This window comes from Streptomyces sp. NPDC001914, assembly GCF_042891215.1.
In the GTDB taxonomy this organism is placed as follows: domain Bacteria; phylum Actinomycetota; class Actinomycetes; order Streptomycetales; family Streptomycetaceae; genus Streptomyces.
In genome coordinates, this window is the sequence record NZ_JBIASW010000020.1 from 1 (window position 1) to 26,609 (window position 26,609).

Sequence of the window (26,609 nt, forward strand, 5' to 3'; positions counted from 1 at the left end):
GGGTCGGGGCCGTGCCGGTGCATCAGGCCGTCGCTGTCGGGCGGAGAAGTGACCGTTAGTGGCGACGGCCATCGATGTACCGGCACGTCCCCTCCGGCCGGATCCCGACTGCGGGTGCATCGTGGTGACAGTCCCAGCCCCGGCCGGCAAAAGTTCAGCCCCTCCGGCGATTGAGGAGCGGGGTCCGGGGCGGAGCCCCAGGGGCCCACTTCTCGGGTACGGGGCAAAAGTTCAGCCCCTCCGGCGATTGAGGAGCGGGGTCTGGGGCGGAGCCCCAGGTACGGGACGGGTAGGGGCGGAGGGGGCGAAAAGGGCTTGTGGGGCGTGGGCCAGTTCAGGGGGCGTGGCCTGGGCGTGGGTTGTTGGGTCCGTGGGGGGCTTTGCTTCGGGCGGGGCGGTGGGGTCGGCCTGGTGGAGGGGGCTCCGCCTGGTTCGTCCGGGACTGTCCTGGCATGGGCTGCTGTTTGACCCCGCCACCCGGCAACTCCCTACTTTCCTGCCGTGGACCCCGAAATTCTCAGATCCAGCTTCGCGGTCGTGGAACGACGGGCCGAGTTCGCGGTCAAGTACTTCTACTCGCACCTCTTCCGCCACAACCCGCAACTGCGCGCACTGTTCCCGGCGGACCTCGCCCAGGACATGGAACGGCAGCGGGACCGCCTCTTCGCGGCGCTCACCTTCGTCATGGACAACCTGGAGAACCCGGACCTGCCCCGGTACCTGCGCAGCCTCGGCCGCGACCACCGCAAGTACCTGACCCGGCCCGAGCACTACGCCGCCGTGGGCGAGAGCCTGCTCGCCGCGTTCGCGGTCGTCTCGGGCTCGGCCTGGAGCGCCGAGGCGGAGAAGGCGTGGACCGCCGCGTACGGGTCGATCGCCCGGAGCATGCTGGAGGGCGCCTGGAAGGCCCGGCACCACGGCGAACCGCCCTGGTGGGACGCGGAGGTAGTCTCCCGCACCCGGCACGGCGACGACCTGGTCGTCCTCACCGTCCGGCCACGGCAACGGCTCACCTACTCCCCCGGCCAGTACGTCGGCGTCAGCGCGCCCCATCTGCCCCGGGTCTGGCGCCCCTACTCCCTCGCCAACGCACCCCGCACCGACCGCACCGTCGACCTGCACGTCAGCCGCGTCGAGGACGGCGTGCTCTCCACCGCCCTCGTCCGGCGGACCCGCGTGGGCGACGTACTGCGGCTGGGCCCGCCCGGCGGCGGCCTCACCCTGCGCACACCGGCCGACCGGCCCCTCACCCTGATCGCGGCCGGCACGGGCTGGGCACCGGTGAAGGCCCTGCTGGAGCAGCTCGAACCCGCCCACGAGGCCCGGCTGTTCCTCGTGGCCCGCGACATCGCGCACCTCTACGACCGGACCGCCGTCGAACGCCTGCGGGCCGCGCTCCCCGGGCTCACCGTCACCTACATCACCCCCGCGCCCGGCCGGCCCAAGGCCCAGGCGACCGAGCGGCTGCTCACGGCGCTGGGCAACCGGGCCGGCTGGACCCGGCACGACGTCTACGTCGCCGGTCCGCCCGTTCTCGTCGAGGAGGTCGGCGACGCCCTCACCTCTCTCGGAACACCCGCCGAGCGGGTCTTCCACGACCCGCTGCCACCGACCGGGGAAGGCCGCCCCCGCCCGGTGGGCGCGGCCCAGTGGCTCCTGGACCGCCCGCCACCCGCCTGGCACAACCCGACGGGCCGCACTCCGGGCCACTGACCAGAGGCCGTTAGTTCTCCCCGCCCTCGTCCTCCCCGCCTTCGTCCTCCGCGCCCTCGTCCTCCCGCGCCCCGTTGCGCTCAGCCCCACGGATCGCGTCCCGGTACGTACGGGCCGCCGCTCTCAGCGCCGCCTCGGGGTCGACGCCCTCGGCCTCGGCCCGGACGGCCATCGCCAGCAGTTCGTATCCCACGCCCTCACCCGCGGGCAGCGGAACCTCGAGTCCCGCCGTACGCGCCCGCGACGACAGCTTGGCCGACAGGGCCAGGCCCGGCTGGCCGAGCGGCACGCCCTCGGTGACGGAGGTGCGCCGCTTCTCCTCGGCCTTGGTGCGCAGCCAGTGCTCCTTGACCTCCTCGGGCGTCGTGGCCGTCTCGTCGCCGAAGACATGGGGGTGCCGGTGGATCAGCTTCGCGACGATCCCGCCGGCCACGTCGTCGATCGAGAACGGGGCGTCCGTGTCGTCCTCGGCGATCCGGGAGTGGAACACGACCTGGAGCAGGACGTCACCCAGCTCCTCCCGCAGTTCGTCCCGGTCCCCCTCCTCGATGGCCTCGACGAGTTCGTACGCCTCCTCCAGGCCGTACTTCGCCAGGCCCTCGTGCGTCTGCCGGGACGACCAGGGGCACTCGGCGCGGATGCGGTCCATCACCTGCACGAGGTCGAGCAGCCGCGCGCCCGGCAGGTCGTACGAGGCGGGCAGCAGCTCCAGGTCCGGCATGCTCATGCGCCCGGAACCCGCGAGGCGGGCCAGACCGTCGGTGAGCCGGGGTTCGCCCTCCCCGGTGGCGACGACGACGACCGTGCGGCCGCCGGCGCACGCGTCGACCAGTTCCCGCGCGGTCGGGGACTCCTCGTCGACCCCGACACCGGCCTCGCGCAGATACGGCACCTGCGGGTGCGCGCCGTCCGAGCACAGCACCCGGTCCGCGCCGTGCAGCGCCTGCCAGGCGGGCCAGGAGAGCAGGCCCGGCGCGACCCGGTGGCTGGTGGTGAGCAGGACGATGCGGCCCGGGTCGGCGGCGCCCGCACCGTCGGCGGTCACATCGGCCGCGGTCCGCTCGCCGCCCTGAGCGGCCCCCGTCGGTTCACTGGTTGCGTTCACCCCTCGAACGTAACCCACGCGGCCGACAGCCCCGGAGTTGTCCACAGGCCCCGGGACGCGGCCGGTCCGCCGGCCCGAGCGGCGGGTTACGCGGGCTGCCGCGCCGCCGCCGTGGAGACCTCGCGCACCCACGGCGTCTTGGCGTCGACGCGGCTGCTCTTCTGGACGTCCCAGGTGCCGTAGCGCGGGTTCAGGTCGACGTGGAGTTCCTTGGACGCGGCGGACATGGCCTTCCAGAAGGCGGCCTTGCCGTCGGTGGTGTTCATGTCGACGCCGAGCGCGGTGGCGAGCTTGCGGGCCTCGATCTCGGTGCGCAGGCTGTCGTCGAGGTGCCCGGGCGCCACGCCGTAGTTCGACAGCCAGGCCGTCTCCAGCGCCTTCGAGCCGCCCGCCTGCTGTTCCAGGGCGGCCCGCATCTGCTGCGAGTCCTTGCGGGTCACCTTCACGCCGGCGTTCTCGGCCGCGCGGTCCAGCACCCGGTCCAGGACCATGCTGTGCAGCGTGTCCCGGGTGAGGGTGGCGGTGCTCGCGACGACCTGCGCGTACTGGGCGTCGTCCTTGCTGGCGGCCCGCTGCGCGGAGCGCACCTCGTCGACCCGGTCCTGCAACTGCGCGACGGTGATCCGGCTGTCGCCGACGACGGCCGCCGCACCCGGATGGGCATCGCTGCCGCACGCGGTGAGCAGAGGGGCCGCGGCGACGATCGCGGCGGAGAGGACGAGCGCGGTGCGACGGCGGCGGTGCAAGGAAGCCTCCCGAGGAGATTGTGCGACGGTGCACAAAGTCTTGCGGTGATCGATGGTAGGCAGTGGCCCGCCTCTCGGCCAGCCATTCGACCAACGATTCACGACGACTTCGGGCACCGCCGGGGGTTCCCCGCCTCACGGAACGGCCGCGGTCCCCCTCGTACGGGTGACCCGCGGCCGTCCGCGCCTCAGCCGGTGATGGCGACCGGCGCGTCCCAGGCGTCGCGGTCCACGGTGATCGTGACGCCGCCGATGGTCTCCTTGCTGTTGACCATGTACTGGTGCGCCCGGCTGTGGTCGGTGAACTGGGTGGCGCCCCAGGGCCAGTCGCCGGTCGTGGTGTTCGTCTTGTCCCACAGCGCGTACCAGAGGTTGCCCGGCAGGTCCGTCTTGTCCGTCGCGGTCGCGACGGCCTTCGCGCTGGAGCTGGTGAAGCCGTAGTACCCCGAGCGGTACGTCTTGGCGCGCAGGGCCTTGTCGAAGGCGCGCACGTACGTGAGCACGGCGTCGTTGCACGCCTTGTTCGTGATGTCGTACGACTCCATGTCGAGGTAGACCGGGCTGCCGGCCTTCATGCCGAGGGCGGAGGCCTTGGCGACCGCGTCCGCTCCGTCGGCCGCGCCCAGCGAGGCGGCGGTCGCCGCGGTGATCTTCTCGGGGCTGCTCCCGGTCTGGCAGGACGGCTGGGCGCCGACGTACAGCGGGATGAGTTTCCAGCCCAGTGTGCTGACCGACTTGACCCAGGACGCGGTGAGGTTGGGCTGGCTGCACCCGCGGTTCTTGCCGCCGATGTACACGGCCGCGGCTCCGTAGAAGCCGGTGTGCCAGGCCTTCATCGCGGTGAGCGAGGGCGCGGCGCAGGTGTCGAAGGCACGGCCCGTGTAGGTCTTCTGGGCGGGCCAGGTCGTGGCGGCCATGGAGGTCTGCGCGGCGACACCGGCACCGGCGACGACGGCGACCCCCGCCACCCCCCACGTGATGTACCGGCGCTTCCTGGACTGACGATGGTCGGACATGTGCATCCACCCCTGGTTGTGCCGGTGGTACCGGCCGGTTGTGCGATGAAGGCGCACGCGGCGCGGAACGGGGCGCGCGCGGCACGAAGCAGAGCGCAACCTAACCGGCCGCGCATGCCTGTTCGGGAAAGAAAGCCCCAGGAGAGTCACAAGATCCTCTCAGGGCACGGCAAAAACTAGCCGTGCACCTGCCCCAGCCAGTGCAGGGTCCGCCGGATCTCGGCCGCGAGCGGGTGTCCAGGGCCGTGCAGCCGTTCCACGTCGTGCAGCAGCCGGGCCAGCGTGTCACCGGCCGCGGCGCGGTCGCCGAGCGCCAGCAGCAGGTGCCCGATGCGGCGGCGCACGTCGAGGGCGAGTTCCGGGTCGTCGGCCGCGTACCGGTTCTCGTAGTACGGCAGCAGCGCGCGGTACTCGGCGAGCGCCGCCGCCGGATCGCCCAACTGCTCCAGGCACTGGGCGGATTCGTAGCGGTGGCGCAGGGACTGCGGGTCGGCCGCACCGGCCTCGGCGGCGCGTTCCTCGGCGAGGCGGCGCAGTTCGGGCAGCGCGCGCCGGTACTGGCCGTCGTCCATGAGCGTGGCCGCGTACTGCTTGCGCAGGGTGCGCACGACCGGGGAACGCTCGCCGTGCTGCCGCGCGGCCACGGGCAGGATCGCGCCGAGGACGTCGACGGCCTGGGTGATGCGGCCCTCTCCCAGAAGGCGCTTCACCTCGTCGACGGCACCGGCGACATCGTTCTCCTCCGCGGCCCGCACCGCGGGCGCGGGCCGGGGTGCGGGCGTGCGCGCACGGTCGGGCCAGGGGGCGTGCGGACGCAGGAAGGGGCGCGTTGGGTCGAGCGGCGCTCCGGTGGGTGTTCCGCGCGCGGGCAGGAGCGGCGCCAACTGCTCGTACACCTCCTGCGCCGAGGCGGGCCGGTGCTGCGGGTCCTTCGCGAGCAGACGCAGGACCAGGTTCTCCAGCGCCTCCGGGATCTCGGGCCGCAGCCGGCGCACGGGCAGCGGCGCCTCGTACAGGTGCCGGTGCAGCACCCCGAGCGCCGTCGAGCCCGTGAACGGCACGTCGCCGCTGAGGAGTTCGTGCATCAGCACACCGAGCGCGTACAGGTCGGTGTACGGGCCCACCGCGCCGCCCATCGCCTGCTCGGGCGCCATGTAGGCGGGCGAGCCGATGGGGGAGCCGGTGTGCGTGAGGCGGGTCGTGTCGGCGCCCATGACGGAGGCGACGCCGAGGTCGAGGACGGTCACCGTGCCGTCCTGCTTCACCATCACGTTGCGCGGCTTGAGGTCGCGGTGGACGATCGGCACGGCGTGCACGGCGCTCAGTACGGCGCACAGCTGCGCGGCGACCGCGACCGCCCACTGCCAGGGGTAGGGGTCGTGTTCGGCGAGGTGATCGGAGAGGTCGGCGCCGTCCACGTACTGCATGACGAGAAACAGTTCCTCGCCCTCGCTGCCCGCGTCGTGCACGGTGACCAGTCCCGGGTGGTCGACCTGGGCGGTCACCCGGCACTCGCGCGCGAAGCGGCGGCGCAGTTCCTCGGCCTCCTGGCCTGCCACCCTGTCGGGGCGCAGCAGCTTCACCGCGACGCGCCGGTCGAGCCGTTGGTCGTAGGCCGTCCAGACCTGGCCCATGCCTCCCTGGCCGATGAGCGTGGCCAGTTCGTACCGCCCGGCGACGACGCGGACCGCTTCCGCGGTCACCGGCCGCCCTCGTGGTCGCCCTCGCGCCGGTCCCCGTGCCTGCGCAGATAGTCGCTGAGTTCGTCGAGCTCGGCACGGACCTGGTCGATGCGGGCGGGCGCGGCGGGCCCCGGCGGCGCGGGCCGGGAAACCGCGGGGTGGGGCATGGGCGTTCCCGAGGGGTAGGCGCCCGCCACGGGGGGCTCGGGCACGTACGGCTGCCGTGCGGACGGACCGATGTACGGCGGGACGTACGGCAACGGCAGCGGGTGGCCGTGCCCCTCCGGGACGGTCTGCGCGTGGTGCGAGGCGTACTCCGTCGACCGCCGCCGCGCACGGTGGAAGCGGATGTCGCTGACCAGGTAGTACGCGACGCTGCCGGCACTGAGGACCAGTGACCCGGTCAGCGCGACATCACCCCGGTGGTCGTCGTACGGCACCGTACCGACGACCATGAGCAGGCCGATCGACACGGGCAGCGTCGTCCAGGCCGCCGCCCAGTCGAACCACCGCCCGCGCCGGAGCGCCACCTGGAACAGCGGAAGACAGGCGAACAGACCGCACGACAGGAGCCCGGCGGCGGCGAACAGGACGCGCAACGCGATGACGGTTGCCGCGCCGCGGGTGGGTGGCGCCCCGTCGTTGCCGTACATGACTGCTCCCGGACCTGGGTTCGATAGGAGTTCGAGCGTATAGGCCGACACGGAGCACCGGCCCCGGGTTGTACGGAACCGTTGTCAGGCTGGTCACCTCGTACGACGCCGCAGGTGACGCACGGGGAGGGACCCTCGGCAGCCGGGCGCGCGGACAGGGCGCGCCGGGGTTCGCGGACGGGCCGCGCGGGGCCTCAGCCCGGGGGCACCGTCCCGTCCGTCAGCCCGTCGTACATGCCGCGTACGAGCTGGTCCCCCAGCCGGCCCGCGTGTCTGAGTGCCCGCTCGAACTCGTCGAGCGCGCGGAACCGGGCACCGTAGCGCCGCTGTTCGTCCAGCGGGAGCCGGGGCAGCTGCAGCCGGCGCACGTCGAGGCGGGTGGCGGTGGACGCGTAGCTGCTGGCCTGGCGGTTGTTGGCGGTGCCCCGCAGGAACCCGGCGAGGAACCACGGGTCGAGCGCCGCGGGATCGGGGTGCAGGAGCACGAGGTTGCGCCCCAGGACGGCGCCCGCCGTCGTGCCGTCGACCACCCGGACCACCGATCCGCCGCCTAGCACCGGCACGACCACGTCGCCCGGCTCCGTCAGCACGGCCTCCTCGTCGCTCTCGGGCAGGGTCCCGCTGGGGCCGGTGCCGGCGAGCACGTCGTGGTCGGTGAGGACGGGCACCCGCGTGGGGCCGCCGTTTCCGCCCGTACGCATCACCAGGGCGCTCCCGCGGGCGAGTTCGCCGACGGTGGTGAGCGGCCAGCGGACGGGCCGCGCCGTCAGGGCGGGAGCGGGCGCGAGGCCGGTGGCCAGGCGCAGCGTCTCGTCGAGACATTCGCGCACGGCCGTCAGCTGCTCGGCACCGTCGGCCGCCGCCGGGGGCGGGAGGTGGCGGGCCGGGGCGAGGTCGACGTCGTCGTCGAGGAGTTCGATGACGGGCACGGAGCGCGCCAGTCCGGGCCGTTCCTGGAGGGTGCCGTCCCGGTCGTGGGCCCGCCAGGCGTCGAGCACGACGTCCCTGACGGCCCCCCAGTCGGGACCGCCACGCCCCTCGCCGGCGAACTGCCCGGCGTCGGCGAGCAGCACCTCGGGCCGGCCGGACACCGTCTCGGGCCGGCGCAGCACCCACAGGTGCAGGGGGATGTTGTACGGGGCCGCGGCGCCGACCGGCAGCGCGACGACGGCCCGCAGCGCGCCGCGGCGCAGCAGGTCGGCGCGGATCCGGCGGCCGGAGCGGCGGGAGGCCGTCGCGGGCGGCATGAGCAGGACGGCGGTGCCGCCGTCCCGCAGCCGGGCCAGCGCGTGCTGCACCCAGGCCAGCTCGGACTCGGCGCGGGCCGGGAAGCCGTACTCCCAGCGGGGGTCGTAGGCCAGTTCGTCATGGCCCCAGTTGCGTTCGTTGAACGGGGGGTGGCACAGGACGGTGTCGGCGCGGAGCCCCGGGAAGGCGTCGGCGCGCAGGGTGTCGCCGACGGCCGCGCGCACGGTGGCCGGGCCGTGCAGGGCGAGCCGGAGCGCGGTGAGCGCGGCGAGTTCGGGGGCGCTGTCCTGGGCGTGGAGCTCCAGACCGGGGCGGGCGTCGAGGGCGCACAGCAGGGCGCCGGTCCCGCAGGCCGGGTCGAGGACGGTGCGGGCGGGGCCGGCGAGGTCGGCCATGAGGCGGGCCAGTTCGGCGGGGGTGGGCGTGTACTGGCGCGGGTTGGCGTCGAGGTGCCGCCCGAGCAGGAACTCGAAGGCCTGACGGGCACCCAGCTCGGCGGCGAACTCGGCGACACCGCGGAGGAGGGGGACCGAGGGCAGCAGCTGGGGTCCGGTGGGGAGGTGGATTGTGCGGGCGGTCGAGGTGGTGGGGGTGGTGGGGGCGGTCGGGGTCGCCGCGGCGGTGGGGACGGCCGGGGCTGTGGGGGCGGCTGGGGCGGCTGGGGCGGCTGGGGTTACGGGGGCGGCAGGAGTGTCAGGAGTGTGCGGGGCGGGAGATCCCTCTGCCTCGCCTTCCGAAGTGTTCACAGTCCCCGGTCGGTTCACAGCCACCGAGGGAGCCGCGCCCGCCCTGGCGTGAACACTCCGTTCAGCTCGCACCGGGCCGAACCGCGGGGTGGCCGCCTGCTCCAGCGCGGTCGGCAGCAGCGCGGCGAGGCGCTCGTCGGAACCGCCGCTCGCTTCGAGCCAGACCATCGGCCGCTCATGGATGAGCAGCAGTACGTAGCCGGCGTGGGTGAGCGCGGTGGCCGGGCCCTCGGGGTGGCCGACGAGTTGCTGCCAGACGCGTTCCCGCAGGGGCACTTCGGCAAGTTTCCCCTGGTCACGCAGCCACGCCTCGACCTCGGCGCGGGCGAACGACGGGCTGGTCTCCGAACCGCCGACGGGCTTGGGGAAGTCGGCGTGCCGACGGCGCCAGTTGCTGACGGCCGCGCGGCCGACGCCGGCCAGCCGTGCGATTCCGGCGGCGGTCACCTCGGTCGCGTTGTCCTGCACTCGCCCCGCTCCTCTCATCCCGACTCGCCCTGTGTGGCGTCGAGCATACCGACGCAGGCGGGTTCCATCCGTTCACGCCGCGCGAACGGGTTTTGGTGTGAACCGTGTTGACTCGATTCACAGGCTCTGCTCTTATTGACCCAGCGAACGAGCGGCCGCCACCAAGGCGTTCGCAGGGGGAAGGGAAGGGGAGCAGCCGTGGGCATGAGAGGCCGGGCCGCGCTGAGTGCCACCGTCGGCCTCGTCGTCATCGGTGTCGTCTCGGCGCACGCGGGCGGAAAGACCGCGTTCGCGGGGAACGGCGACTTCCGGGTCGGCCCGGACATCGAGCCCGGCACCTATCGCACCACCGGCAACACCGCCGGCTCCTGCCACTGGGAACGCGCCAGGGACGCCGGCGACGGCCTGGGCTCGCTCATCGCGCAAGGCGACGTCACCGGCACGGCCGTCGTCACGATCAGCGCCGAGGACACCTACTTCAGGACGTCCGGCTGCGGGGACTGGAAGAAAACCGGCTGACCCGCCGCCGCACGCCCCACCCCGCCCGCCACACGACCCCGCCCTCCGCCGTCGCCGCACCACGGCACAAGCGTTTCAGCACGACACGGGCACCTCAGCCCGCCGCACCGCACCGCACCGCACCGCACCGCACCGCACCGCACCGCACCGCACCGCACCGCACCGCACCGCACCGAGTGTGCGTGGCCCGCGAGTTCGCGGTCCCGCAACCGAAAGCTCCGCCCGGACGGGCACCCGGCCCGTTCCGACCTCATCCTCGAAGGACAGATCCGATGCGTCATCCCTCCCGCGCGGCCAAGGCCCTGCTCGCCGCCGCCGTGCTCCCGCTCGCCCTGACGGCCTGTTCCTCCGCGACCGGCACCTCGTCCTCGTCCTCGTCCACCACGGCGAAGAAGCCGACCAAGGAGCCCAACGCCGGTCTGCTGACGGGCGCGCAGCTCAAGAAGGCCCTGGCGCCCGCCTCCTTCTTCGCCGACGGTTTCGCGGTGGACCCGAGCGGCGCGCGGGACTCCGGCACCACGTACACCGCGCCGAGCTCCGCGCCCGCGGCGAAGCCCGACTGCACGCTCCTCGGCGGCACGAGCTGGATCTCGATCACCGGCCACGAGGGCGTCTCCTTCGCCCAGAACGACTACGTCAGCAAGAACACCACCGAGGACATCGCCCAGGAGATCGACACCTTCCGCGGCACGACCGCGGCGAAGGTGATGGCGGACCTGAAGAAGGCCGTCGCCACCTGCGCGACCTACACCGACGCGGACACGCACACCAAGGTCAAGGTCACCGGGGCCGACACCACCGGCCTCGGCGACGCGGCCTACACCATCACCCTGACCAACAGCGCCTGGCAGAACGGAACGACGCTGATCGCCGCGCAGTCCGGGACGGACGTCGTCACGGTGCTGTCCACGGACGGCACCGACAACGGCGCGGCCACGGCGAAGAAGCTGACCGCCCGGATCGTGACCTCCCTGAAGGCCGAACACGCGCACGCGTGACCCACCGGATGGGAAAATGGCGCCCCCGAGCCGCTTCTCGGGAGCCCGGGAATCCTCTCGGGGGGTTCACGGGTACATCGGGGGTGTGATGGACAAGCGCTTGGAAGCCGGCTGGTTCCAGCGGGTGGTGTGGTCGGTTCTGGCGGTCGGATCGGTCGGTCTGCTGGTGTGGGTGCCTTTCCTGTACGTGGCGATCCGCCGCGGGCGGGGATCCGACTGGGGCGCCTTCTGCGCGTTCGCGCTGTACGAGGTGGGGTCGCTGTCGCTGGCGGACCTCCCGGCGGACAAGGGGAACATGACCTTGGGCCTGGTCTTCCTCTCCACCGCGGCCCTGGCCGTGTGGCTCCTGCTGGGCCCGCTGTTCGACAAGCCCACGCCGAGGAACGCCCTGGCCGGCGCGGGCGGCCCCTGGCCGGCCCAGGCGCCCGGCAACCCGTACATGCGCTGACGCCGCCCGGCGAGGCCCCTTGAACCGGGGCCTCGCCGAACGGCCCCGCGTGCGTTGTCGGAGGAGGTCGGTAGGGTCGGCGCACCTGATCAACCGAGGAGTGCGCGCATGAGATCCCCGGCCGAGCTGGACGACGTCCGGTGGTCCGAGCTGACCCACGCCTACGGCCCCGCCGAGGACGTACCCGAACTGATCAGGGCGCTCTACGGGGACGACGCGGAGGCCGCCGACGAAGCGGTCCAGGAGCTCTTCGGCACCATCCACCATCAGGGCACGGTCTACCGGGCCTCCGCTCCCGCCGTCCCCTTCCTCGCCCACGCGGCCCTGCACGCACCGCGCAGGCGCGAGGACCTGCTGATGCTGCTCGCCGTCCTCGCCGACCACGGCCCCGCCTTCGTCGCGTCGCCGCACTGGCCCCGCAGTGACGTCGCGGCGATCTGCGCGGAACTCTGCGCGGTGCTTTCTGAGCTGCTGCCGTGTCTGGAGGACCCCGAGCGCGGGGTACGCCGGGCGGCGCTGCGCATGGTCGCCACCGTGGCCGACGTACTCCGTGACGAACCGAGGGCCCTGGCCCTCGAACGGGTCGACGCGCTCTACGCCGACGATCCCGTACCGGCCGTACGGGCGGACGCGCTGATCGTCCTGAACGGGTTCGGCCGGATGCTGGAGCCGCTGGACAGCCCGCTCCCCGAAGTCAGGCTCGCCGCGGCCCAGTTGGCCGCGGAACGGTCCGGGCCGCCGTACGCGCCGGACCTCGTGGAGATCTTCGCCGAGGACGGCGCCGAGCCGGACCCGGGGGACGACGACTTCCCCTGGGCGGACACCACCACCCGGGAACAACGGCTGACCGACCTGCTCACCCAGGACCCGGACGCCGGCCTCACCGTCGCCGCACGCTGGATCGGGGCCGGAGACATCGGTTCACAGGGTTCCTGGCTCGCGGAATCCATCGCCGCGGGCTGGCGCGACAAGGAGCGCGAGGTCCTGAGCCTGTCGCTGGCCGCGCTCCCGCACACGCGCGACACCGCCGCCCTCCGCGCGCGCTTCCGCGTGATCGCCCACTGGATCGACCTCCTGCCCGAGCCGGACGCCGACCTGCGGGACGCGCTCCACCGGTACGCCGGCGCCGACGACGAGACCGCCGAAGCGGCGCTCCTCGCCCTCACACACTCCCGCGACCCCCGTGCCCTGGACCTGGTGCTCGCACGGCCCACCGCGCGGCTGCTCGAAGCGGCGGCGCGGCACTTCCCGGAAGCGGCGGGCCGGCTGATACCCGTGATGCGCCGAGAGCTGGCCGCGGGTGCCACCGGGAACGACGGCATCGCCGTCATCCGGGCCATGGACCCGTTCGGGGCCGAGGCCCGCGCGGCCCAGCCCGAGCTGGTCGACTGCCTCCGGACCCGCCGCGCGGCCATCGTGGCCGCCCGCCGGCTCGGCGCCAACGGGGTGAGCACGCCGGAGATCACCGGCCTGCTGCACGAGGCCACGCGGAGCACCGACCTCTCCCTTCGGGCCTCGGCCGCCGTGGCCCACCACCAACTGACCGGCGACCCCGAAACCGCGCTCCGCACCTACGAGTCGCTGTTCTCCTCCAAGGGCCGGCCCCACTGGTACCTGAGCGGTCTGGAGCCGATGGGCGGTGCCGCCGCTCCGCTGCTGCCCCGCATCGAGGCCCTGCTGGAGTCCGGCGACGACTGGACGCGCAAGGGGGCCGCCGAGGCCCACCACTGGATCACGGGTTCCCCGGACCGCGCCGTACCCGTCCTCGCCGACCTGGCCGGCACCACCCCGGTCGGCCTCAGCGCCCTCAAGGCCCTCGCCACGACGGGCCGTTGTCCGGACGAACTCCGCCCGTCCCTCACCTCCTACGCCTCCTCGCCGAAGCGCCTCCTCACCGACACCCCCTTCTCGGGCCAGGGCCACCCGGACGAAGAACTCCGCACCACATCCCGGCTGCTGCTCACGATCGGCTGACCGGTCCGGCGGGGGCGCGGGGCCGAGGAGGCGGTCCCGACGGCCGCCCGTCCGCGAGTCGAACGCGGGCTCGACCAGGGGAACGCCCCGTAACAGGTCGGCTACACAGACGCACCGGGGCGGCGTGGACGCCAGCATCTTCCGCATGCACAGAACCACCTCCGCCGCCGCGTCGGCCCTCGCGCCCGTCGTCGCCCTCCTGACCCTCCTGACCGCGTGCGGCAACGCACCCGCGAACTCCCCCGCCGACGCCCACGAACCGGCGAGGGCGAGCACGCGCACGGACGGACCGCCCACCGCGCACGCCGCCTTCCGGAGCATGGCCGCGCACGTACGAACGGCGACCCTCACGGGAGCCGTGACGGCGGAGAACGACCCCAACCACCTGCTCGGCCGCCCGGGCGAGTACACGTCCAAGGTCACCTTCTCGGACAGCTGGGTGCAGGCTTCCCAGGTGACCGGCGCGGACCCCGGTGCCGTCGAACGCGGGGGCGCCGTCGAGGTGTTCGCCGACGCGGCGGACGCCAGGGCGCGCGCGGAGTCCATCCGCGCGATCGCCAAGTCCTCCCCGGCCCTCGCCGAGTACGACTACGTCCACGGCCCGGTCCTCGTACGGGTCTCCCGCTACCTCACTCCGAAGCAGGCGGCCCAGTACGCGTCGGCCGCGGCGGAACTCGGCTGAGGACTCGGCGACAGCGGCGCCCCGTCCGCTTCCGTCCCCACGCGGGGCGGGAACGGGGCCGCCGCCGGAGAGCCGACGCCCCCTCACATCACTTCGCGTGGAACCTCGCGGGCGCCTCGGTCGGGTTCCCGCCCGAGGGAAGCTTCTGCCCCGGGCATCCGCCCAGCACCTTCTTCATGGCCGCCTTCTCGGCGCCGGTGACCCAGAGCCCGTACTTCTTCTTCACCGCCACCTGCGCGGCGACATACGTGCAGCGGTAGGCCTTGTTCGGCGGCAGCCAGGTGGCGGTGTCGCCGTCGCCCTTGCTCCGGTTGGCGCTCGCGCCGACGGCACGGAGGTTGAGCGGGTCGTTGGCCAGCGCTATCCGCTTGCTCGCGTCCCAGTACTTGGCGCCCTTCTGCCAGGCGTCCGAGAGCGCGACGAGGTGGTCGATGTCGACCAGGCTGCGTCCGCGGACGAAGGTGACGTCCTTGCCGCCGTACGGATCGGGTTCGAGGACCCCGTGGGACACCTTGCACGTGCCGTCGCTGAACTTCACGTCCTTCAGGTCCCGCTTGAGGATGTCGTCACGGGTGTCGCAGCGGTTCGCGTCGGTGTCGGCCCAGGCCGTGCCGAACCGTTCCCTGCTGTACCCGGTCTTGGGGGCCCGCCCCTTGACGGCCAGCGAGTCCACGGCGGTGAGCGCGGCGCCGCCACCGCCGGCCGCCGTCTCCGGCGGCCCCTCCGAGCCCAGCGCGTCCTTCTTGCAGCCGCTGACTCCGGCGCCCACGACGAGCACCACCAACGCGGCAGCCGCCGCCCCACCCCTCACACGCAGCACGACGCCCCTCCCCTTCACCACCCCGGTCCGCCCGATCGGACGTGATTCCCGTCTGCCCAAGGTAATGGCCGGCATGCTCCCGCCATACCGGGCATCAATGGGCAAGAGGCGCACGCCGGGCGTATCGTCGATCGTGAGTCACCCCGGAAGGAGCTCTGGATGGGCATCTTCGACAAGTTCAAGCACAACAAGACGGCGCAGGACAAAGCATCCGACATGTCCGATGCCGCTGAGAAGCAGGTCAACCAGAGGACCGGCGACAAGTACACGGACAAGGTCGACGACGCGCAGCAGAAGGCCGAAGGCGCGATGGGCATGGACCGCAACCGCGACCGGCCCCCACAGTCATAGCCGGAGCGATCCGAGCAATCCCCTCCAATCCGAGCCCCACCGCGGCATCCCCGCCGGGTGGGGTCGGGGTCGTTGAACCCTCCCCCTCCGCGCCGGGGCCGGGTCTTCACGCGCGTCAGACCTTCCCGATCCCCAGCGTCGTCTCCGACGGCAGCAGTCCCGAGCCCAGCACCGCGACCCAGAACTCGCCGAGCAGATCGGCGAGACGGGAGACGGCCTCCGGGCCGAGCGCCTGCCAGGGCGCGGCGGCGAGCCGGTCGGTGTGACGCTCGACCTCGCGACGCAGCTCGCGCCCCGCCTCCGTGGCCGTGCCGTGCTCGTCCACCAGCCCCCGGGCGAGCAACCGGCCCCTGGCGGCGGCCCACTCCCCCGGGCTCCAGCCACGGCTCTCGAAACGCTCCACGGAGGCCGCGCCGATCGCCGCGAAGGAGACCAGCGATTCGACCGGGTCCAGGCCCGCGACGAGCAGGGCCGCCATGTGGCCGTCGCCGCGGTGCTCGCGCAGGATCGTCGCCGCGTGCCAGAGCTGGAGATGCGGGGCCTCGGGCCAGGCCGACTCGGCGTTGGCCGCGGCGAGCTGACGGCCCGCCGTGTCCGCGGCTTCGGCCGCCCGGTGGGCCAGCGCGGCGGCCTCGGCCATCTCGGGGCTGCCGACGCGGTCGCCGAGGATCGCGCGGTAGGCCCGGTCGACCGCCCGCTCGCGCGCGGCCAGCACCTGCTCCGGACTCGCCTTCCGCCAGGCGGAGTCCATGTGTTCGTCCACCATGCGCGGACTGAAGCTGTAGAAGGCCGAGGCCACCCGCCGGCCGCCGACGGCACCCAACGGCGCCGCACGGTAGGGGAAATAGCTGGGCCAGCGTTCCTCGGTGCCGTACCCGAGCGCCGCCGCCTCCTCGAAGGCCTCCGGCGCGTAGTACAGCACGGCGTGCAGGGGCTCCAGCAGATGCCAGAGCTGACGCACCCGTCCGAGGTCGACGCCCCCACCGTCCCCCGGCACGCCGCCCAGCGCGCCTTCCTCGCCCGTGGCGCCCGTGGCGCTCGCGGCACCCATGGCCCCCGCCCCGCGCGCCCCCGCCGCCTCGCTCACGTTCCCGGACATGACTCCACCCCTCGTCACGTATCGACACGCTCCACAACTTGACACTGACAAGATTGCACCGGCCGCGCGAACTTGTCAACGACTAGATCGGGCGTAGGCTGCTGCCATGAATACCGCGAAGACCGACGGCTCAGCGCGCCCCTACCACCACGGGGACCTGCGCCGCGCCATCGTCGGTGCCGCTCTCGACGTCATCGCCGCCGAGGGCCCCGCCGCGGTGAGCCTGCGCGACCTGGCCCGCCGCGCGGGCGTCTCGCACGCGGCACCGGCACACCACTTCAAGGACCGCGTCGGCCTGCTCACGGCCATCGCCGCGGAGGGCTTCGGGCTCCTGGCGACCGCGCTCGACGACGCCGAGGACCTGCGGGACGCGGGTGTGCGCTACGTACGCTTCGCGCGGGAGCATCCCGCCCACTTCCAGGTCATGTTCGCCCCGGAACTGCTCCGCGCGGACGACCTGGAGCTCAGGACGGCCCGGACGCTCGCCGGCGGGCGGCTGCGGGCCGCCGTGTCCGCGATCCCCTCGGAGGGCCGCGGCCCCGACGCCCGCCTCGCCGGCATCGCGGCCTGGTCCCTCGCCCACGGCTTCGCCACACTGCTGATCAGCCACAACCTGGACGGCCAGGTGGGCGGACAGGACCCCGACGAGGTCTTCCACGCCCTCACGGGCATGCTGTTCCGCTCCCCGCAGTCCTGACCGCCCGCTCCGCTCCCCGCAGCCCTGACCGCGCGTTCCCGCAGCCGGGCGCCGCCCGATGCCACCACCGGCCCCGGCGCCCTCGACTCGACCCGACGCCCGCCGCCCCTCGGATCGACCCGACGCCCGAGCCCTTCTCCTCGCCCCCGGTAGCTACGACCCCAGGACCGAAGCCAGGAACTCCCCGGTCCAGCCGAGCAGTTCCCGACCCACCAGCGGCCGTCCGCCGACCTTCGCCGTCTTCGGGCGCGGGACGAGGATCTGGTGGGACGTCGGCTTGATGACCGTCCCCGGATACAGGCGCTTCAGGCGCAGCTCCTGGGACTCCCTCAACTCCACCGGCGCGAAGCGGACGTTGTTGCCCTGGAGGACGATCTCACCGACCCCGCAGGCCCGCGCGAGCATCCGCAGGCCCGCCACCAGCAGCAGGTTCTCGACCGGCTCCGGCAACTTGCCGTAGCGGTCGACGAGTTCCTCCCGTACGGCCCTGACGTCCTCCTCCGTGTTCGCGGAGGCGATGGACCGGTACGCCTGGAGACGCAGCCGCTCGCCCGGCGCGTACTCGTGCGGGACGTGCGCGTCGACCGGCAGCTCGATCTTGACCTCCAGCGGCGGCTCCTCCTCCACACCGCCCTCCAGGGAGGCGCGGTAGTCCGCGACCGCCTCGCCCACCATGCGCACGTACAGGTCGAAGCCGACTCCGGCGATGTGGCCCGACTGCTCGCCGCCGAGCAGGTTGCCCGCGCCGCGGATCTCCAGGTCCTTCATCGCCACGTACATGCCCGCGCCCATCTCGGTGTGCTGGGCGATCGTGGCGAGCCGCTCGTGGGCGGTCTCCGTCAGCGGCTTCTCCGGCGGGTACAGGAAATAGGCGTACCCCCGTTCCCGGCCACGTCCGACACGGCCGCGGAGCTGGTGGAGCTGGGAGAGGCCGAAGTTGTCGCCGCGCTCCACGATCAGCGTGTTGGCGTTCGAGATGTCGATGCCCGACTCGACGATCGTCGTGGAGACCAGCACGTCGAACTTCTTCTCCCAGAAGTCGACGACCACCTGCTCCAGCGCCTGCTCCGACATCTGGCCGTGGGCGGTGGCGATCCGCGCCTCCGGGACGATCTCCCTGAGGCGGGCGGCCGCCCGGTCGATGGACTCGACCCGGTTGTGGATGTAGAAGACCTGGCCCTCGCGCAGCAGTTCACGGCGGATCGCCGCGCCGATCTGCTTCTCCTCGTACGGGCCGACGAAGGTCAGCACCGGGTGCCGCTCCTCGGGCGGGGTGGTGATCGTGGACATCTCCCGGATGCCCGTCACCGCCATTTCGAGCGTACGGGGGATGGGGGTGGCGGACATCGTCAGGACGTCGACGTTCGCGCGGAGCTTCTTGAGCTGCTCCTTGTGCTCGACGCCGAAGCGCTGCTCCTCGTCGACGATGACCAGGCCGAGGTCCTTGAACTTCGTCTCCGAGGAGAACAGACGGTGGGTGCCGATGACGAGGTCCACCGAGCCCTCGCGCAGGCCCTCCAGGACCGCCTTGGCCTCGGTCTCCGTCTGGAAGCGGGACAGGGCGCGGACGTTCACCGGGAACTGCGAGTAGCGCTCGGAGAACGTGCCGAAGTGCTGCTGCACGAGCAGGGTCGTGGGGACCAGGACCGCGACCTGCTTGCCGTCCTGCACGGCCTTGAACGCGGCGCGCACCGCGATCTCCGTCTTGCCGTAGCCGACGTCGCCGCAGATCAGACGGTCCATCGGGACCGTCTTCTCCATGTCCTCCTTGACCTCGGCGATCGTCGTGAGCTGGTCGGGGGTCTCCGCGTACGGGAACGCGTCCTCCAGCTCGCGCTGCCAGGGCGTGTCGGCGCCGAAGGCGTGGCCCGGGGCGGCCATCCGCGCCGAGTACAGCTTGATCAGGTCCGCGGCGATCTCCTTGACCGCCTTCTTGGCGCGCGCCTTGGTCTTGGTCCAGTCGGCGCCGCCGAGGCGGTGCAGGGTGGGGGCCTCGCCGCCGACGTACTTGGTGATCTGCTCCAGCTGGTCGGTGGGGATGTAGAGGCGGTCGCCGGGCTGGCCGCGCTTGGCGGGGGCGTATTCGACGACCAGGTACTCGCGGGTCGCGGACTGGACGGTGCGCTGCACCATCTCGATGTAGCGGCCGACACCGTGCTGTTCGTGGACGATGTAGTCGCCGGTCTCCAGGGTCAGCGGGTCGATCGTCTTGCGGCGGCGGGCCGGCATCCGGGCGCCGTCCTTGCCGGCCGCCTTCTGGCCGGAGAGGTCGGTCTCCGTCAGGACGGCGAGGCGCAGGGCGGGGTCGACGAAGCCGTAGTCGATGGAGCCGCAGGCCACGTGCACGACGGAGGGGCCGATGTCGGTGAGGTCGGTGTCCAGGCGGGCGGCGATGCCCTCGCCGCCGAGCACCTCGACGGTGCGGGCGGCCGGGCCGTGCGCCTCGGTAACGTAGACCGTGTGCCAGCCGTCGGACAGCCAGCCCTTGGTGTCGGCGAGCGCGCGGGCGGTGTCGCCGCGGTAGGTCTCGGGGGCGTGCATGCCCAGCTTGAGGGTGTCCCCCACGCCGCCGGCGTAGGCGTCCGTGAGCTCCCCGTCGGCGGCGAACGGCGACACCGACCACCACATCATGTCCAGCTCGCGCGCCCGGTCCCGTACGTCCGCGATGGACCACAGGGAGGCCGCGCCGACGTCGATGGGGGCCTCGCCGCCGCCGGCCGTCGCCGCCCAGGACGCCTGGAGGAACTCCTGCGAGGTCGCGACGAGGTCCGCGGCGCGGGTCCGTACCCGCTCCGGGTCGCACACGACCGTCATCGCGCCCTCGGGCAGGACGTCCAGGAGCAGTTCCATGTCGTCGACGAGGACCGGGGCGAGGGATTCCATGCCCTCCACGGCGATGCCCTCGGCGATCTTGCCGAGGAGTTCGCCGAGCTCGGGGTGCGCCTCGGCAAGCGCCTCGGCCCGGGCCCGGACGTCCTCCGTGAGCAGCAGTTCGCGGCAGGGCGGGGCCCACAGGCCGTGCTCGGCGACCTCCAGCGAGCGCTGGTCGGCGATCTTGAAGTAGCGGATCTCCTCGACGTCGTCGCCCCAGAACTCCACCCGCAGCGGGTGCTCCTCGGTGGGCGGGAAGACGTCCAGGATGCCGCCGCGGACGGCGAACTCGCCACGCTTCTCGACGAGTTCGACACGGGAGTACGCGGCTGCCGCGAGCGCCTCGACGGTCTCGCCCAGGTCGGCGCTCACACCGGTGCGCAGGACGACCGGCTCCAGGTCGCCCAGGCCCTTGACCTGGGGCTGGAGGACCGAGCGGATGGGTGCCACGACGACGGACACCGGGCCGGTCTCGGGGTCGTCCGGGCGCGGGTGGGCGAGGCGCCGCAGGACCGCGAGGCGCCGGCCGACGGTGTCGGAGCGGGGCGAGAGCCGCTCGTGGGGCAGCGTCTCCCACGAGGGGTACTCCGCGACGCCGTCCGGCGGGAGCAGGGAGCGCAGGGCGGCGGCCAGGTCCTCGGCCTCACGGCCGGTGGCGGTGACCGCGAGGACGGTGCGGCCGGTCTCGCGGGCGAGCGCGGCGACGGCGAACGGGCGGGCGGCCGGTGGGCCGACCAGGTCGACGTGCCTCCGGTTGCCGTCGGCGGCGGCCTTCACCGCCTCCGTGAGGGCGGCGTCCTTGACGACGGCGTCGAGCAGACCGTGCAGGCTCATGAAGGGCTTCCATCCCGGGGAGTGGGCAACGCGAGACGCCCGACACGTGGGACGGGCCGGGGGCATCCAGCCTACGACTCCGCGCCCACCCGCGCGTGACCGTCCACCGGGGCCCCGCCCCGCCCCGGGGTGTCCGGCGCGAGCATCCGGCGCCCACTCCGGGCTGTCCGGCGTGGGCATCCGGCGCGCCCAGGGATGTCCGGCCGGCCCCGAACCCGGCGGGCCCGGACATGCCGCGGGCCCGGACATGCGACGGGCCCGGTCCGAGGAGTGTGTCTCCTCGGACCGGGCCCGCCGGGGCCACCGCGACCCCCGTACGCGGTGACCCCTTCGACCGCCCGCCGAACACCAGGACCGGCCCAGGACCGGCCCAGGACGGGCCCTGGGCCGGACACGGCCCGGTCAGTCGGTGGCGATCGCGTTCAGTACGTTCATCCGGCCCGCCCGGAACGCCGGGATCAGGGCGGCGAACAGACCCACGAAGGCCGATCCGACGAAGACCCCGATGATGGTCGGCCAGGGGATGTCGAGGACCTTCAGACCCTCCAGGGCGAGGAGCTGCTGGGCGGTCGCGCCCCAGCCCATGCCCAGGCCGAGGCCGAGCAGCGCACCGAAGAGGGCGATGACCACCGACTCCATCCGGATCATGCGGCGCAGCTGGCGGCGCGAGAGGCCGATGGCCCGCATCAGACCGATCTCCCTGGTGCGCTCGACCACGGAGAGGGCGAGGGTGTTCACCACACCGAGGACCGCGACGATGATCGCGAGGGCCAGCAGGCCGTAGATCAGGTTCAGGAGCTGCCCGATCTGGTCCTTCATGGCCTGCTTGTAGTCGGTCTGGTCGCGGACCTGGTACTGCGGGTAGTCGTGCAGGGAGGACTTCAGGGCCTTGTACGCCGCGTCCTGCTGTCCCTCCTTCGCCGAGGCGAAGACCAGCTCGTCCAGGGGCATCTTGTCGGCCGGCACGTACTTGGCGAGCGTGGCGATCGAGGTGTACTTCGAGCCCTTGTCGATGACGGCGTCGCTGCTGGTGATGGCGCGGACCGTCAGGTTCGCGGTGGCCCCGTCCTTGAAGGCGACCTTGATCTTCGAGCCGAGGTGGATGCCGTGGTCCTTGGCGAACTTCTCGTGCACGGACATCGAGTCGGGCAGGTAGGCGTCCTTCAGGTCGCCGGCGACGGTCTTGGTCCGCAGGTCGGTGGCGTACGACGGGTCGGCCGCCGTGATGTCGGTGTCCTTGAGCGTCTTGCCGTCGGGGGTGGTGTAGTCGCCCTCGGCGATCCGGTACTCGGTGACCCGGGACAGACCCGGCGTCTTCTTCACGGCCTGCACGGCCTGCGGGGTGATCGGCTGACCACCGTCGTTCTGGATGATGAAGTCGGTGCCGACGGTCTTGTCGAGCTCCTCGGTCGCGGAGGCGACCATGGAGGAGCCGACCACCGACAGGCAGGCGACCAGCGCGAGGCCGATCATGAGGGCGGCGCCGGTGGCGCCGGTGCGGCGCGGGTTGCGCAGGGCGTTGCGCTCGGCCATGCGTCCCACCGGGCCGAACGCCCGCAGCAGGACCGCGCCGAGGACCCGCACCACACCGCTCGCGAGCAGCGGGCCGATCACGACGAACCCGAGCAGGCTGAGCACCACGCCGAGGCCGAGCCACATCGAGCCCTCGCTCGCCTTGGTGGCGTCGGCGGCGAGATAGAGGCCGGCGCCGCCGGCGCCGGTCAGGAGCAGGCCGAGAACGGCCCGGACGACTCCGGCCTTCGCGTCGGCGGGGGCCCCGGCGTCGCGCAGGGCGGCCATCGGGGAGACCTTGCCGGCACGGCGGGCGGGCAGGTAGGCCGCCAGGACCGTGACGACGACACCCAGCACCATGCCGATCACCGGGGTCGTCCAGGTCACCGTCAGGTCGTCGGTGGACAGGTTCATGCCGGTCATGCCCATGAGCTTCATCAGGCCGACGGCGATGCCGATGCCCGCGCCGACACCGAGGACCGAGCCGGTCACGCCGAGGAACAGCGCCTCGGCCAGGACCGAGCGGTTGACCTGCTTGCGGCTGGAGCCGATGGCCCGCATCAGACCGATCTCGCGGGTGCGCTGGGCGACCAGCATCGAGAAGGTGTTGATGATCAGGAAGATGCCGACCAGGAAGGCGATCCCGGCGAAGCCGAGCATCGCGTACTTCATGACGTCCAGGAACCCGCTCACGTCCTGGCTGTTGGCGTCGGCGGTCTCCTTGGCCGTCTGCACCTTGTAGTGGCCGCCGGTCGCGGCCTTCACGTCCTGCTTGAGCCGGGCGTCGCTCACTCCGGCTGCGGCGGTGACGTTCACGTTGGTGTAGACGCCGGTCCGGCCGACGAGCGTCTTCTGGGCGGTCGGCGTGTCCAGGTAGAAGATGGCCGCGCCGGGGTTGGTCACGGTGAAGGTGGCGATGCCGGAGATCTTCGCGGTGTGCGTGCCGACCGCGCTGATCACGCCGACCTCGTCGCCGAGCTTCAGGTGGTGCTTGTCCGCGGTGTCCTTGTCGACCATCACCTGTCCGGAGCCCTCCGGCGCCGAACCGGAGGTCACCTTCATCGTGCGGGCCTCGTTGGCGTTCCAGCTGCCGACGATGGTGGGCGCGCCGCTGGAGGGCGAGAGGCTGTCCTTGTCGGCGTCGACGACGGTCACGGCACTGGAGAAGACGGTTCCCTCGGCCGACTTCACGCCCGGCGCCGACCGCACCTGGTCGAGCACCGAGGCGGGCATGACCGGCGGCTTGCCGTTGCCGGACGTCGTCTCACCGGTGTCCGAGGCGCTCTTGGCGCTCACGGTCACATCGGAGGAGGTGGCCGCGAACAGCTTGTCGAAGGTCGTGTTCATCGTGTCGCTGAACACGAGCGTCCCGCAGACGAAGGCCACGGACAGCAGGACGGCGACGGCCGACAGGGCCATGCGTCCCTTGTGCGCGAAGAAGTTGCGCATCGAGGTCTTGAGGACGGTCATGACGTCCGCCCGCGGGAGTCGAAGTCCTTCATGCGGTCGAGGACCTGATCGGCCGTCGGCTGGTGCATCTCGTCGACGATCCTGCCGTCCGCGAGATACAGCACACGGTCCGCGTACGAGGCCGCCACCGGGTCGTGCGTGACCATCACGATGGTCTGGCCCAGCTCGTCGACCGAGCGCCGCAGGAAGCCCAGCACCTCGGCGCCGGCCCGGGAGTCGAGGTTTCCGGTCGGCTCGTCGCCGAAGATGATCTCGGGGCGGGCCGCCAGCGCCCGCGCCACGGCGACGCGCTGCTGCTGGCCGCCGGAGAGCTGGGTCGGACGGTGCTTGAGCCGGTCCTTGAGACCGACGGTCTCCACGACCTGGTTCAGCCAGGCCCGGTCGGGCTTGCGGCCCGCGATGTCCATCGGGAGCGTGATGTTCTCCAGGGCGTTCAGCGTCGGCAGCAGGTTGAACGCCTGGAAGATGAAGCCGATCCGGTCCCGGCGAAGCTGCGTCAGCTTCTTGTCCTTGAGCCCGGTGATCTCGGTCTCGTCGAGGAAGATCTGGCCGGAGGTGACGGTGTCGAGCCCGGCGAGGCAGTGCATCAGGGTGGACTTGCCGGACCCCGAGGGGCCCATGATCGCGGTGAACCGGCCCCGCGCGATGTCCACGTCGACCTGGTCGAGGGCCACGACACGGGTCTCCCCGGACCCGTACGCCTTGACGACCTGTCGCGCCCGCGCGGCGACGGCCGTACGCCCTCCAGTGCCCTCGTGCCTGGGAATGCTTACAGCCGATGTCACGGTATGTCTCCTAAGTCGGCCGACAGGGGGACCTGCCGGGCTGCGAAAGTCTGCGAGCGGGTGCGACGGGCCGCGGAGGTCCACGCCGTTCGGACGCGGTGCGCCGGCCACGTCCGTAAGTCTGCTGCCGCCGGGGGGTCGTACGCGCTGGTGCACGGCCCCGTCTTCTGCTGGGGAAAACCCCACCCCCGAAGGTGCGGTCCGTACGACCGGAGTGCGGCCCCGACGACGTAAAACCAGGTTAAGAACGGCTTCGGCCCGTCTCCTCCTCCGGCGGGACGAACCCTCCCCGACCCCTGGTGCGGAGATCCCCCTAGGGGTTCTCCACCCTCCGGTGGACAACTCCTCGGGGTCGGGTCCACCTCCGGGCCCACTGAGCCTCCACCCTCCCCCGACGTGAGGCTCAAGTGGGAAGCTGGCCACGGCAGATAGGTGCAGGGGGAAGGAATCCTGTGGGCGAGCAGAACACCGGGACACCGGTCGTACGGGAGGACGCCGCCCACGAGGTCCGGGCCGAGACCCGGCGACGGCGTGCCGTCGTCGCCGCGCTCATGCTGTCGATGGCGCTCGCCGCGCTCGACTCCACCGTCGTGTCCACCGCCGTCCCCCAGATCGTCGGCGACCTCGGCGGCTTCTCGGTCTTCTCCTGGCTGTTCTCGGGCTATCTGCTGGCCGTCACCGTCACCCTCCCCGTCTACGGCAAGCTCTCCGACACCTTCGGCCGCAAACCGGTCCTCATGGCGGGCGCCGCGCTCTTCCTCCTCGGCTCCCTGCTCTGCGCGGGCGCCTGGAACATGGCCGCGCTCATCGCCTTCCGCGTCGTCCAGGGCCTGGGCGGCGGCGCCCTCCAGGGCACCGTGCAGACACTCGCCGCCGATCTCTATCCGCTCAAGGAACGCCCGAAGATCCAGGCCAGACTGTCCACGGTGTGGGCGACCTCGGCCGTCGCGGGCCCGGCCCTCGGCGGCGTCCTCGCGACCTATGCCGACTGGCGGTGGATCTTCCTCGTCAATCTGCCGGTCGGCGCCCTGGCCCTGTGGCTGATCGCCCGTCATCTGCGCGAACCGCAGCGCACCCTCCCCGCCCGGCGGCCGCGGATCGACTGGGCGGGCGCCCTCGCGGTGTTCGCCTGCGGCGGTGTCCTGCTGACCGCCCTCGTGCAGGGCGGAGTCGCCTGGGACTGGCTCTCGGCCCCCTCGATCGCCCTGTTCACCGCGGGAGCGTGCCTGCTCGCGGTCGTCGTGGCCGTGGAGCGGCGCGCCGCCGAGCCGATCATCCCGGGCTGGGTGTGGCGCCGCCGGACGATCGCCGCGGTCAACCTGGCGCTCGGGGCCCTCGGCCTGCTCATGGTCGCGCCCACGGTGTTCCTGCCCACCTACGCCCAGGCGGTCCTCGGCCTCGCCCCGGTCTCCGCCGGATTCGTGCTCTCCGTATGGACGTTGAGCTGGCCGGTGTCCGCGGCGCTCAGCCAGCACGTCTACCGCCGCATCGGCTTCCGCGACACCGCCGTGATCGGCATCGGCGCGGCGGGCCTGCTCCTGCTCGCCTTCCCCTTCCTGCCCACACCGGGCGAACCGTGGCAGCCCGTCCTGCTGATGCTGCTGCTGGGCGGCGCCCTCGGACTCTTCCAGCTCCCCCTGATCGTCGGCGTCCAGTCCACCGTCGGATGGGCCGAACGCGGTACGACCACCGCCTCCGTCCTGTTCTGCCGGCAGACCGGACAGACCCTCGGCGCCGCACTCTTCGGCGCCGTCGCCAACGGGGTGCTGGCCGCGCGGCTCGGCGGCGCCGGAGATCTCGACGCGGTGACCCACGCACTGAACTCCGGTACCCCGGACGGGCGGTTGCGCGACGCGGTCGCCGACGCCGTCCACGCCGTCTATCTAGGCGCCGCCGGTGCCGCCGCGCTCGCCTTCCTGGTCCTGCTCCTCGTCGCCCCGCGCCGCTTCCCGGTCCTCGACGACCCGACGGACTGACTCCCGCCACCACTCCTCAACCGCCGGAAGCCATCCCGAGCCGGGCGGATGTTCGAGGCCCCACCGCCCCACAAGCCCTTTTCGCCCCCTCCGCCCCTACCCGTCCCGTACCTGGGGCTCCGCCCCAGACCCCGCTGCTCAAACGCCGCAGGGGCTGAAACTTCCCGGCCGGGGATGAAGTTTCACCGGCCGGGGC

The 26,609-nt window shown here is 72.7% G+C and carries 20 protein-coding genes; 9 read left to right on the plus strand and 11 right to left on the minus strand.

Annotated elements, in window-relative coordinates; all coding sequences use genetic code 11:
• Positions 1-501 precede the first annotated feature (501 nt).
• Positions 502-1,713 carry a globin domain-containing protein gene (locus tag ACFYYF_RS36230; protein WP_388782542.1) on the plus strand — a complete coding sequence of 404 codons (1,212 nt, stop codon included), beginning with the start codon at positions 502-504 and terminating at the stop codon, positions 1,711-1,713.
• Positions 1,714-1,723: 10 nt separating this feature from the next.
• Here the strand turns inward: ACFYYF_RS36230 and ACFYYF_RS36235 are convergent, their stop codons facing one another.
• From ACFYYF_RS36235 to ACFYYF_RS36260, 6 genes are all read right to left on the minus strand, one after another.
• Positions 1,724-2,758, minus strand: coding sequence for a nucleoside triphosphate pyrophosphohydrolase (locus ACFYYF_RS36235; protein ID WP_388782755.1), 1,035 nt, complete (start codon positions 2,756-2,758; stop codon positions 1,724-1,726).
• Positions 2,759-2,904: 146 nt separating this feature from the next.
• Positions 2,905-3,564: a SurA N-terminal domain-containing protein gene (locus ACFYYF_RS36240; protein ID WP_361684013.1), complete on the minus strand. Its 660-nt coding sequence runs from the start codon at positions 3,562-3,564 to the stop codon at positions 2,905-2,907.
• 188 nt (positions 3,565-3,752) lie between these two features.
• A complete protein-coding gene (locus ACFYYF_RS36245) occupies positions 3,753-4,580 on the minus strand; it encodes a glycoside hydrolase domain-containing protein (RefSeq protein ID WP_361684010.1) in 828 nt (275 codons plus the stop codon).
• A gap of 176 nt (positions 4,581-4,756) precedes the next feature.
• On the minus strand, positions 4,757-6,241 hold the full coding sequence (locus tag ACFYYF_RS36250) for a protein kinase (protein WP_388782758.1): 1,485 nt from the start codon (positions 6,239-6,241) through the stop codon (positions 4,757-4,759).
• A 38-nt stretch (positions 6,242-6,279) separates the two neighbouring features.
• The gene (locus ACFYYF_RS36255) at positions 6,280-6,915 is read right to left on the minus strand and encodes a hypothetical protein (protein ID WP_388782546.1); all 636 of its coding nucleotides are present in this window, start codon (positions 6,913-6,915) and stop codon (positions 6,280-6,282) included.
• A 194-nt stretch (positions 6,916-7,109) separates the two neighbouring features.
• Positions 7,110-9,377: an N-6 DNA methylase gene (locus ACFYYF_RS36260; RefSeq protein WP_388782549.1), complete on the minus strand. Its 2,268-nt coding sequence runs from the start codon at positions 9,375-9,377 to the stop codon at positions 7,110-7,112.
• 204 nt (positions 9,378-9,581) lie between these two features.
• Here ACFYYF_RS36260 and ACFYYF_RS36265 point away from each other — a divergent pair, with 204 nt between their 5' ends.
• From ACFYYF_RS36265 to ACFYYF_RS36285, 5 genes are all read left to right on the plus strand, one after another.
• A complete protein-coding gene (locus ACFYYF_RS36265; protein WP_388782761.1) occupies positions 9,582-9,896 on the plus strand; it encodes a hypothetical protein in 315 nt (104 codons plus the stop codon).
• A gap of 272 nt (positions 9,897-10,168) precedes the next feature.
• Positions 10,169-10,894, plus strand: a complete 726-nt coding sequence (locus tag ACFYYF_RS36270; RefSeq protein WP_388782552.1) for a hypothetical protein — start codon at positions 10,169-10,171, stop codon at positions 10,892-10,894.
• A gap of 88 nt (positions 10,895-10,982) precedes the next feature.
• Positions 10,983-11,342 carry a hypothetical protein gene (locus ACFYYF_RS36275; RefSeq protein ID WP_361683995.1) on the plus strand — a complete coding sequence of 120 codons (360 nt, stop codon included), beginning with the start codon at positions 10,983-10,985 and terminating at the stop codon, positions 11,340-11,342.
• A 108-nt stretch (positions 11,343-11,450) separates the two neighbouring features.
• A complete protein-coding gene (locus ACFYYF_RS36280; protein WP_388782555.1) occupies positions 11,451-13,316 on the plus strand; it encodes a hypothetical protein in 1,866 nt (621 codons plus the stop codon).
• Positions 13,317-13,461: 145 nt separating this feature from the next.
• Positions 13,462-13,998, plus strand: a complete 537-nt coding sequence (locus ACFYYF_RS36285; RefSeq protein WP_388782558.1) for a hypothetical protein — start codon at positions 13,462-13,464, stop codon at positions 13,996-13,998.
• An 88-nt stretch (positions 13,999-14,086) separates the two neighbouring features.
• On the opposite strand, the gene ACFYYF_RS36290 is transcribed toward ACFYYF_RS36285, so the two are convergent.
• Positions 14,087-14,818: an HNH endonuclease family protein gene (locus tag ACFYYF_RS36290; protein ID WP_388782561.1), complete on the minus strand. Its 732-nt coding sequence runs from the start codon at positions 14,816-14,818 to the stop codon at positions 14,087-14,089.
• 159 nt (positions 14,819-14,977) lie between these two features.
• On the opposite strand from ACFYYF_RS36290, the gene ACFYYF_RS36295 reads away from it, so the two are divergent.
• Entirely contained in the window at positions 14,978-15,169 is a 192-nt protein-coding gene (locus tag ACFYYF_RS36295; protein ID WP_361683983.1) for an antitoxin, read from the plus strand.
• A 115-nt stretch (positions 15,170-15,284) separates the two neighbouring features.
• Here the strand turns inward: ACFYYF_RS36295 and ACFYYF_RS36300 are convergent, their stop codons facing one another.
• Complete coding sequence (locus ACFYYF_RS36300; RefSeq protein ID WP_388782564.1) at positions 15,285-16,268, minus strand: hypothetical protein; 984 nt, start codon at positions 16,266-16,268, stop codon at positions 15,285-15,287.
• A 106-nt stretch (positions 16,269-16,374) separates the two neighbouring features.
• Here ACFYYF_RS36300 and ACFYYF_RS36305 point away from each other — a divergent pair, with 106 nt between their 5' ends.
• Positions 16,375-16,965, plus strand: coding sequence for a TetR/AcrR family transcriptional regulator (locus ACFYYF_RS36305; protein WP_388782567.1), 591 nt, complete (start codon positions 16,375-16,377; stop codon positions 16,963-16,965).
• Between the two features lie 153 nt (positions 16,966-17,118).
• On the opposite strand, the gene mfd is transcribed toward ACFYYF_RS36305, so the two are convergent.
• The 3 genes from mfd to ACFYYF_RS36320 all read right to left on the minus strand — a co-directional run bounded on the left by mfd (position 17,119) and on the right by ACFYYF_RS36320 (position 24,437).
• Complete coding sequence (mfd, locus tag ACFYYF_RS36310; protein WP_388782570.1) at positions 17,119-20,670, minus strand: transcription-repair coupling factor; 3,552 nt, start codon at positions 20,668-20,670, stop codon at positions 17,119-17,121.
• A 402-nt stretch (positions 20,671-21,072) separates the two neighbouring features.
• A complete protein-coding gene (locus tag ACFYYF_RS36315) occupies positions 21,073-23,652 on the minus strand; it encodes an ABC transporter permease (RefSeq protein ID WP_388782573.1) in 2,580 nt (859 codons plus the stop codon).
• A complete protein-coding gene (locus ACFYYF_RS36320; RefSeq protein ID WP_037628177.1) occupies positions 23,649-24,437 on the minus strand; it encodes an ABC transporter ATP-binding protein in 789 nt (262 codons plus the stop codon). Before ACFYYF_RS36320 ends, ACFYYF_RS36315 begins: the two co-directional genes overlap by 4 nt.
• Positions 24,438-24,889: 452 nt before the next feature.
• Between ACFYYF_RS36320 and ACFYYF_RS36325 the strand changes: the two genes are divergently transcribed.
• The gene (locus ACFYYF_RS36325; RefSeq protein WP_388782577.1) at positions 24,890-26,413 is read left to right on the plus strand and encodes an MFS transporter; all 1,524 of its coding nucleotides are present in this window, start codon (positions 24,890-24,892) and stop codon (positions 26,411-26,413) included.
• Positions 26,414-26,609: the final 196 nt, after the last annotated feature.

Excerpts from the sequence above, each read along its gene's own strand:
- ACFYYF_RS36245 (WP_361684010.1), bottom strand. The coding sequence starts at position 4,580 with ATGTCCGACCATCGTCAGTCCAGGAAGCGCCGGTACATCACGTGGGGG.
- ACFYYF_RS36255 (WP_388782546.1), bottom strand. The coding sequence starts at position 6,915 with ATGTACGGCAACGACGGGGCGCCACCCACCCGCGGCGCGGCAACCGTC.
- ACFYYF_RS36265 (WP_388782761.1), top strand. The coding sequence starts at position 9,582 with ATGAGAGGCCGGGCCGCGCTGAGTGCCACCGTCGGCCTCGTCGTCATC.
- ACFYYF_RS36270 (WP_388782552.1), top strand. The coding sequence starts at position 10,169 with ATGCGTCATCCCTCCCGCGCGGCCAAGGCCCTGCTCGCCGCCGCCGTG.
- ACFYYF_RS36275 (WP_361683995.1), top strand. The coding sequence starts at position 10,983 with ATGGACAAGCGCTTGGAAGCCGGCTGGTTCCAGCGGGTGGTGTGGTCG.
- ACFYYF_RS36280 (WP_388782555.1), top strand. The coding sequence starts at position 11,451 with ATGAGATCCCCGGCCGAGCTGGACGACGTCCGGTGGTCCGAGCTGACC.
- ACFYYF_RS36285 (WP_388782558.1), top strand. The coding sequence starts at position 13,462 with ATGCACAGAACCACCTCCGCCGCCGCGTCGGCCCTCGCGCCCGTCGTC.
- ACFYYF_RS36295 (WP_361683983.1), top strand. The coding sequence starts at position 14,978 with ATGGGCATCTTCGACAAGTTCAAGCACAACAAGACGGCGCAGGACAAA.
- ACFYYF_RS36300 (WP_388782564.1), bottom strand. The coding sequence starts at position 16,268 with ATGTCCGGGAACGTGAGCGAGGCGGCGGGGGCGCGCGGGGCGGGGGCC.
- ACFYYF_RS36305 (WP_388782567.1), top strand. The coding sequence starts at position 16,375 with ATGAATACCGCGAAGACCGACGGCTCAGCGCGCCCCTACCACCACGGG.
- mfd (WP_388782570.1), bottom strand. The coding sequence starts at position 20,670 with ATGAGCCTGCACGGTCTGCTCGACGCCGTCGTCAAGGACGCCGCCCTC.
- ACFYYF_RS36315 (WP_388782573.1), bottom strand. The coding sequence starts at position 23,652 with ATGACCGTCCTCAAGACCTCGATGCGCAACTTCTTCGCGCACAAGGGA.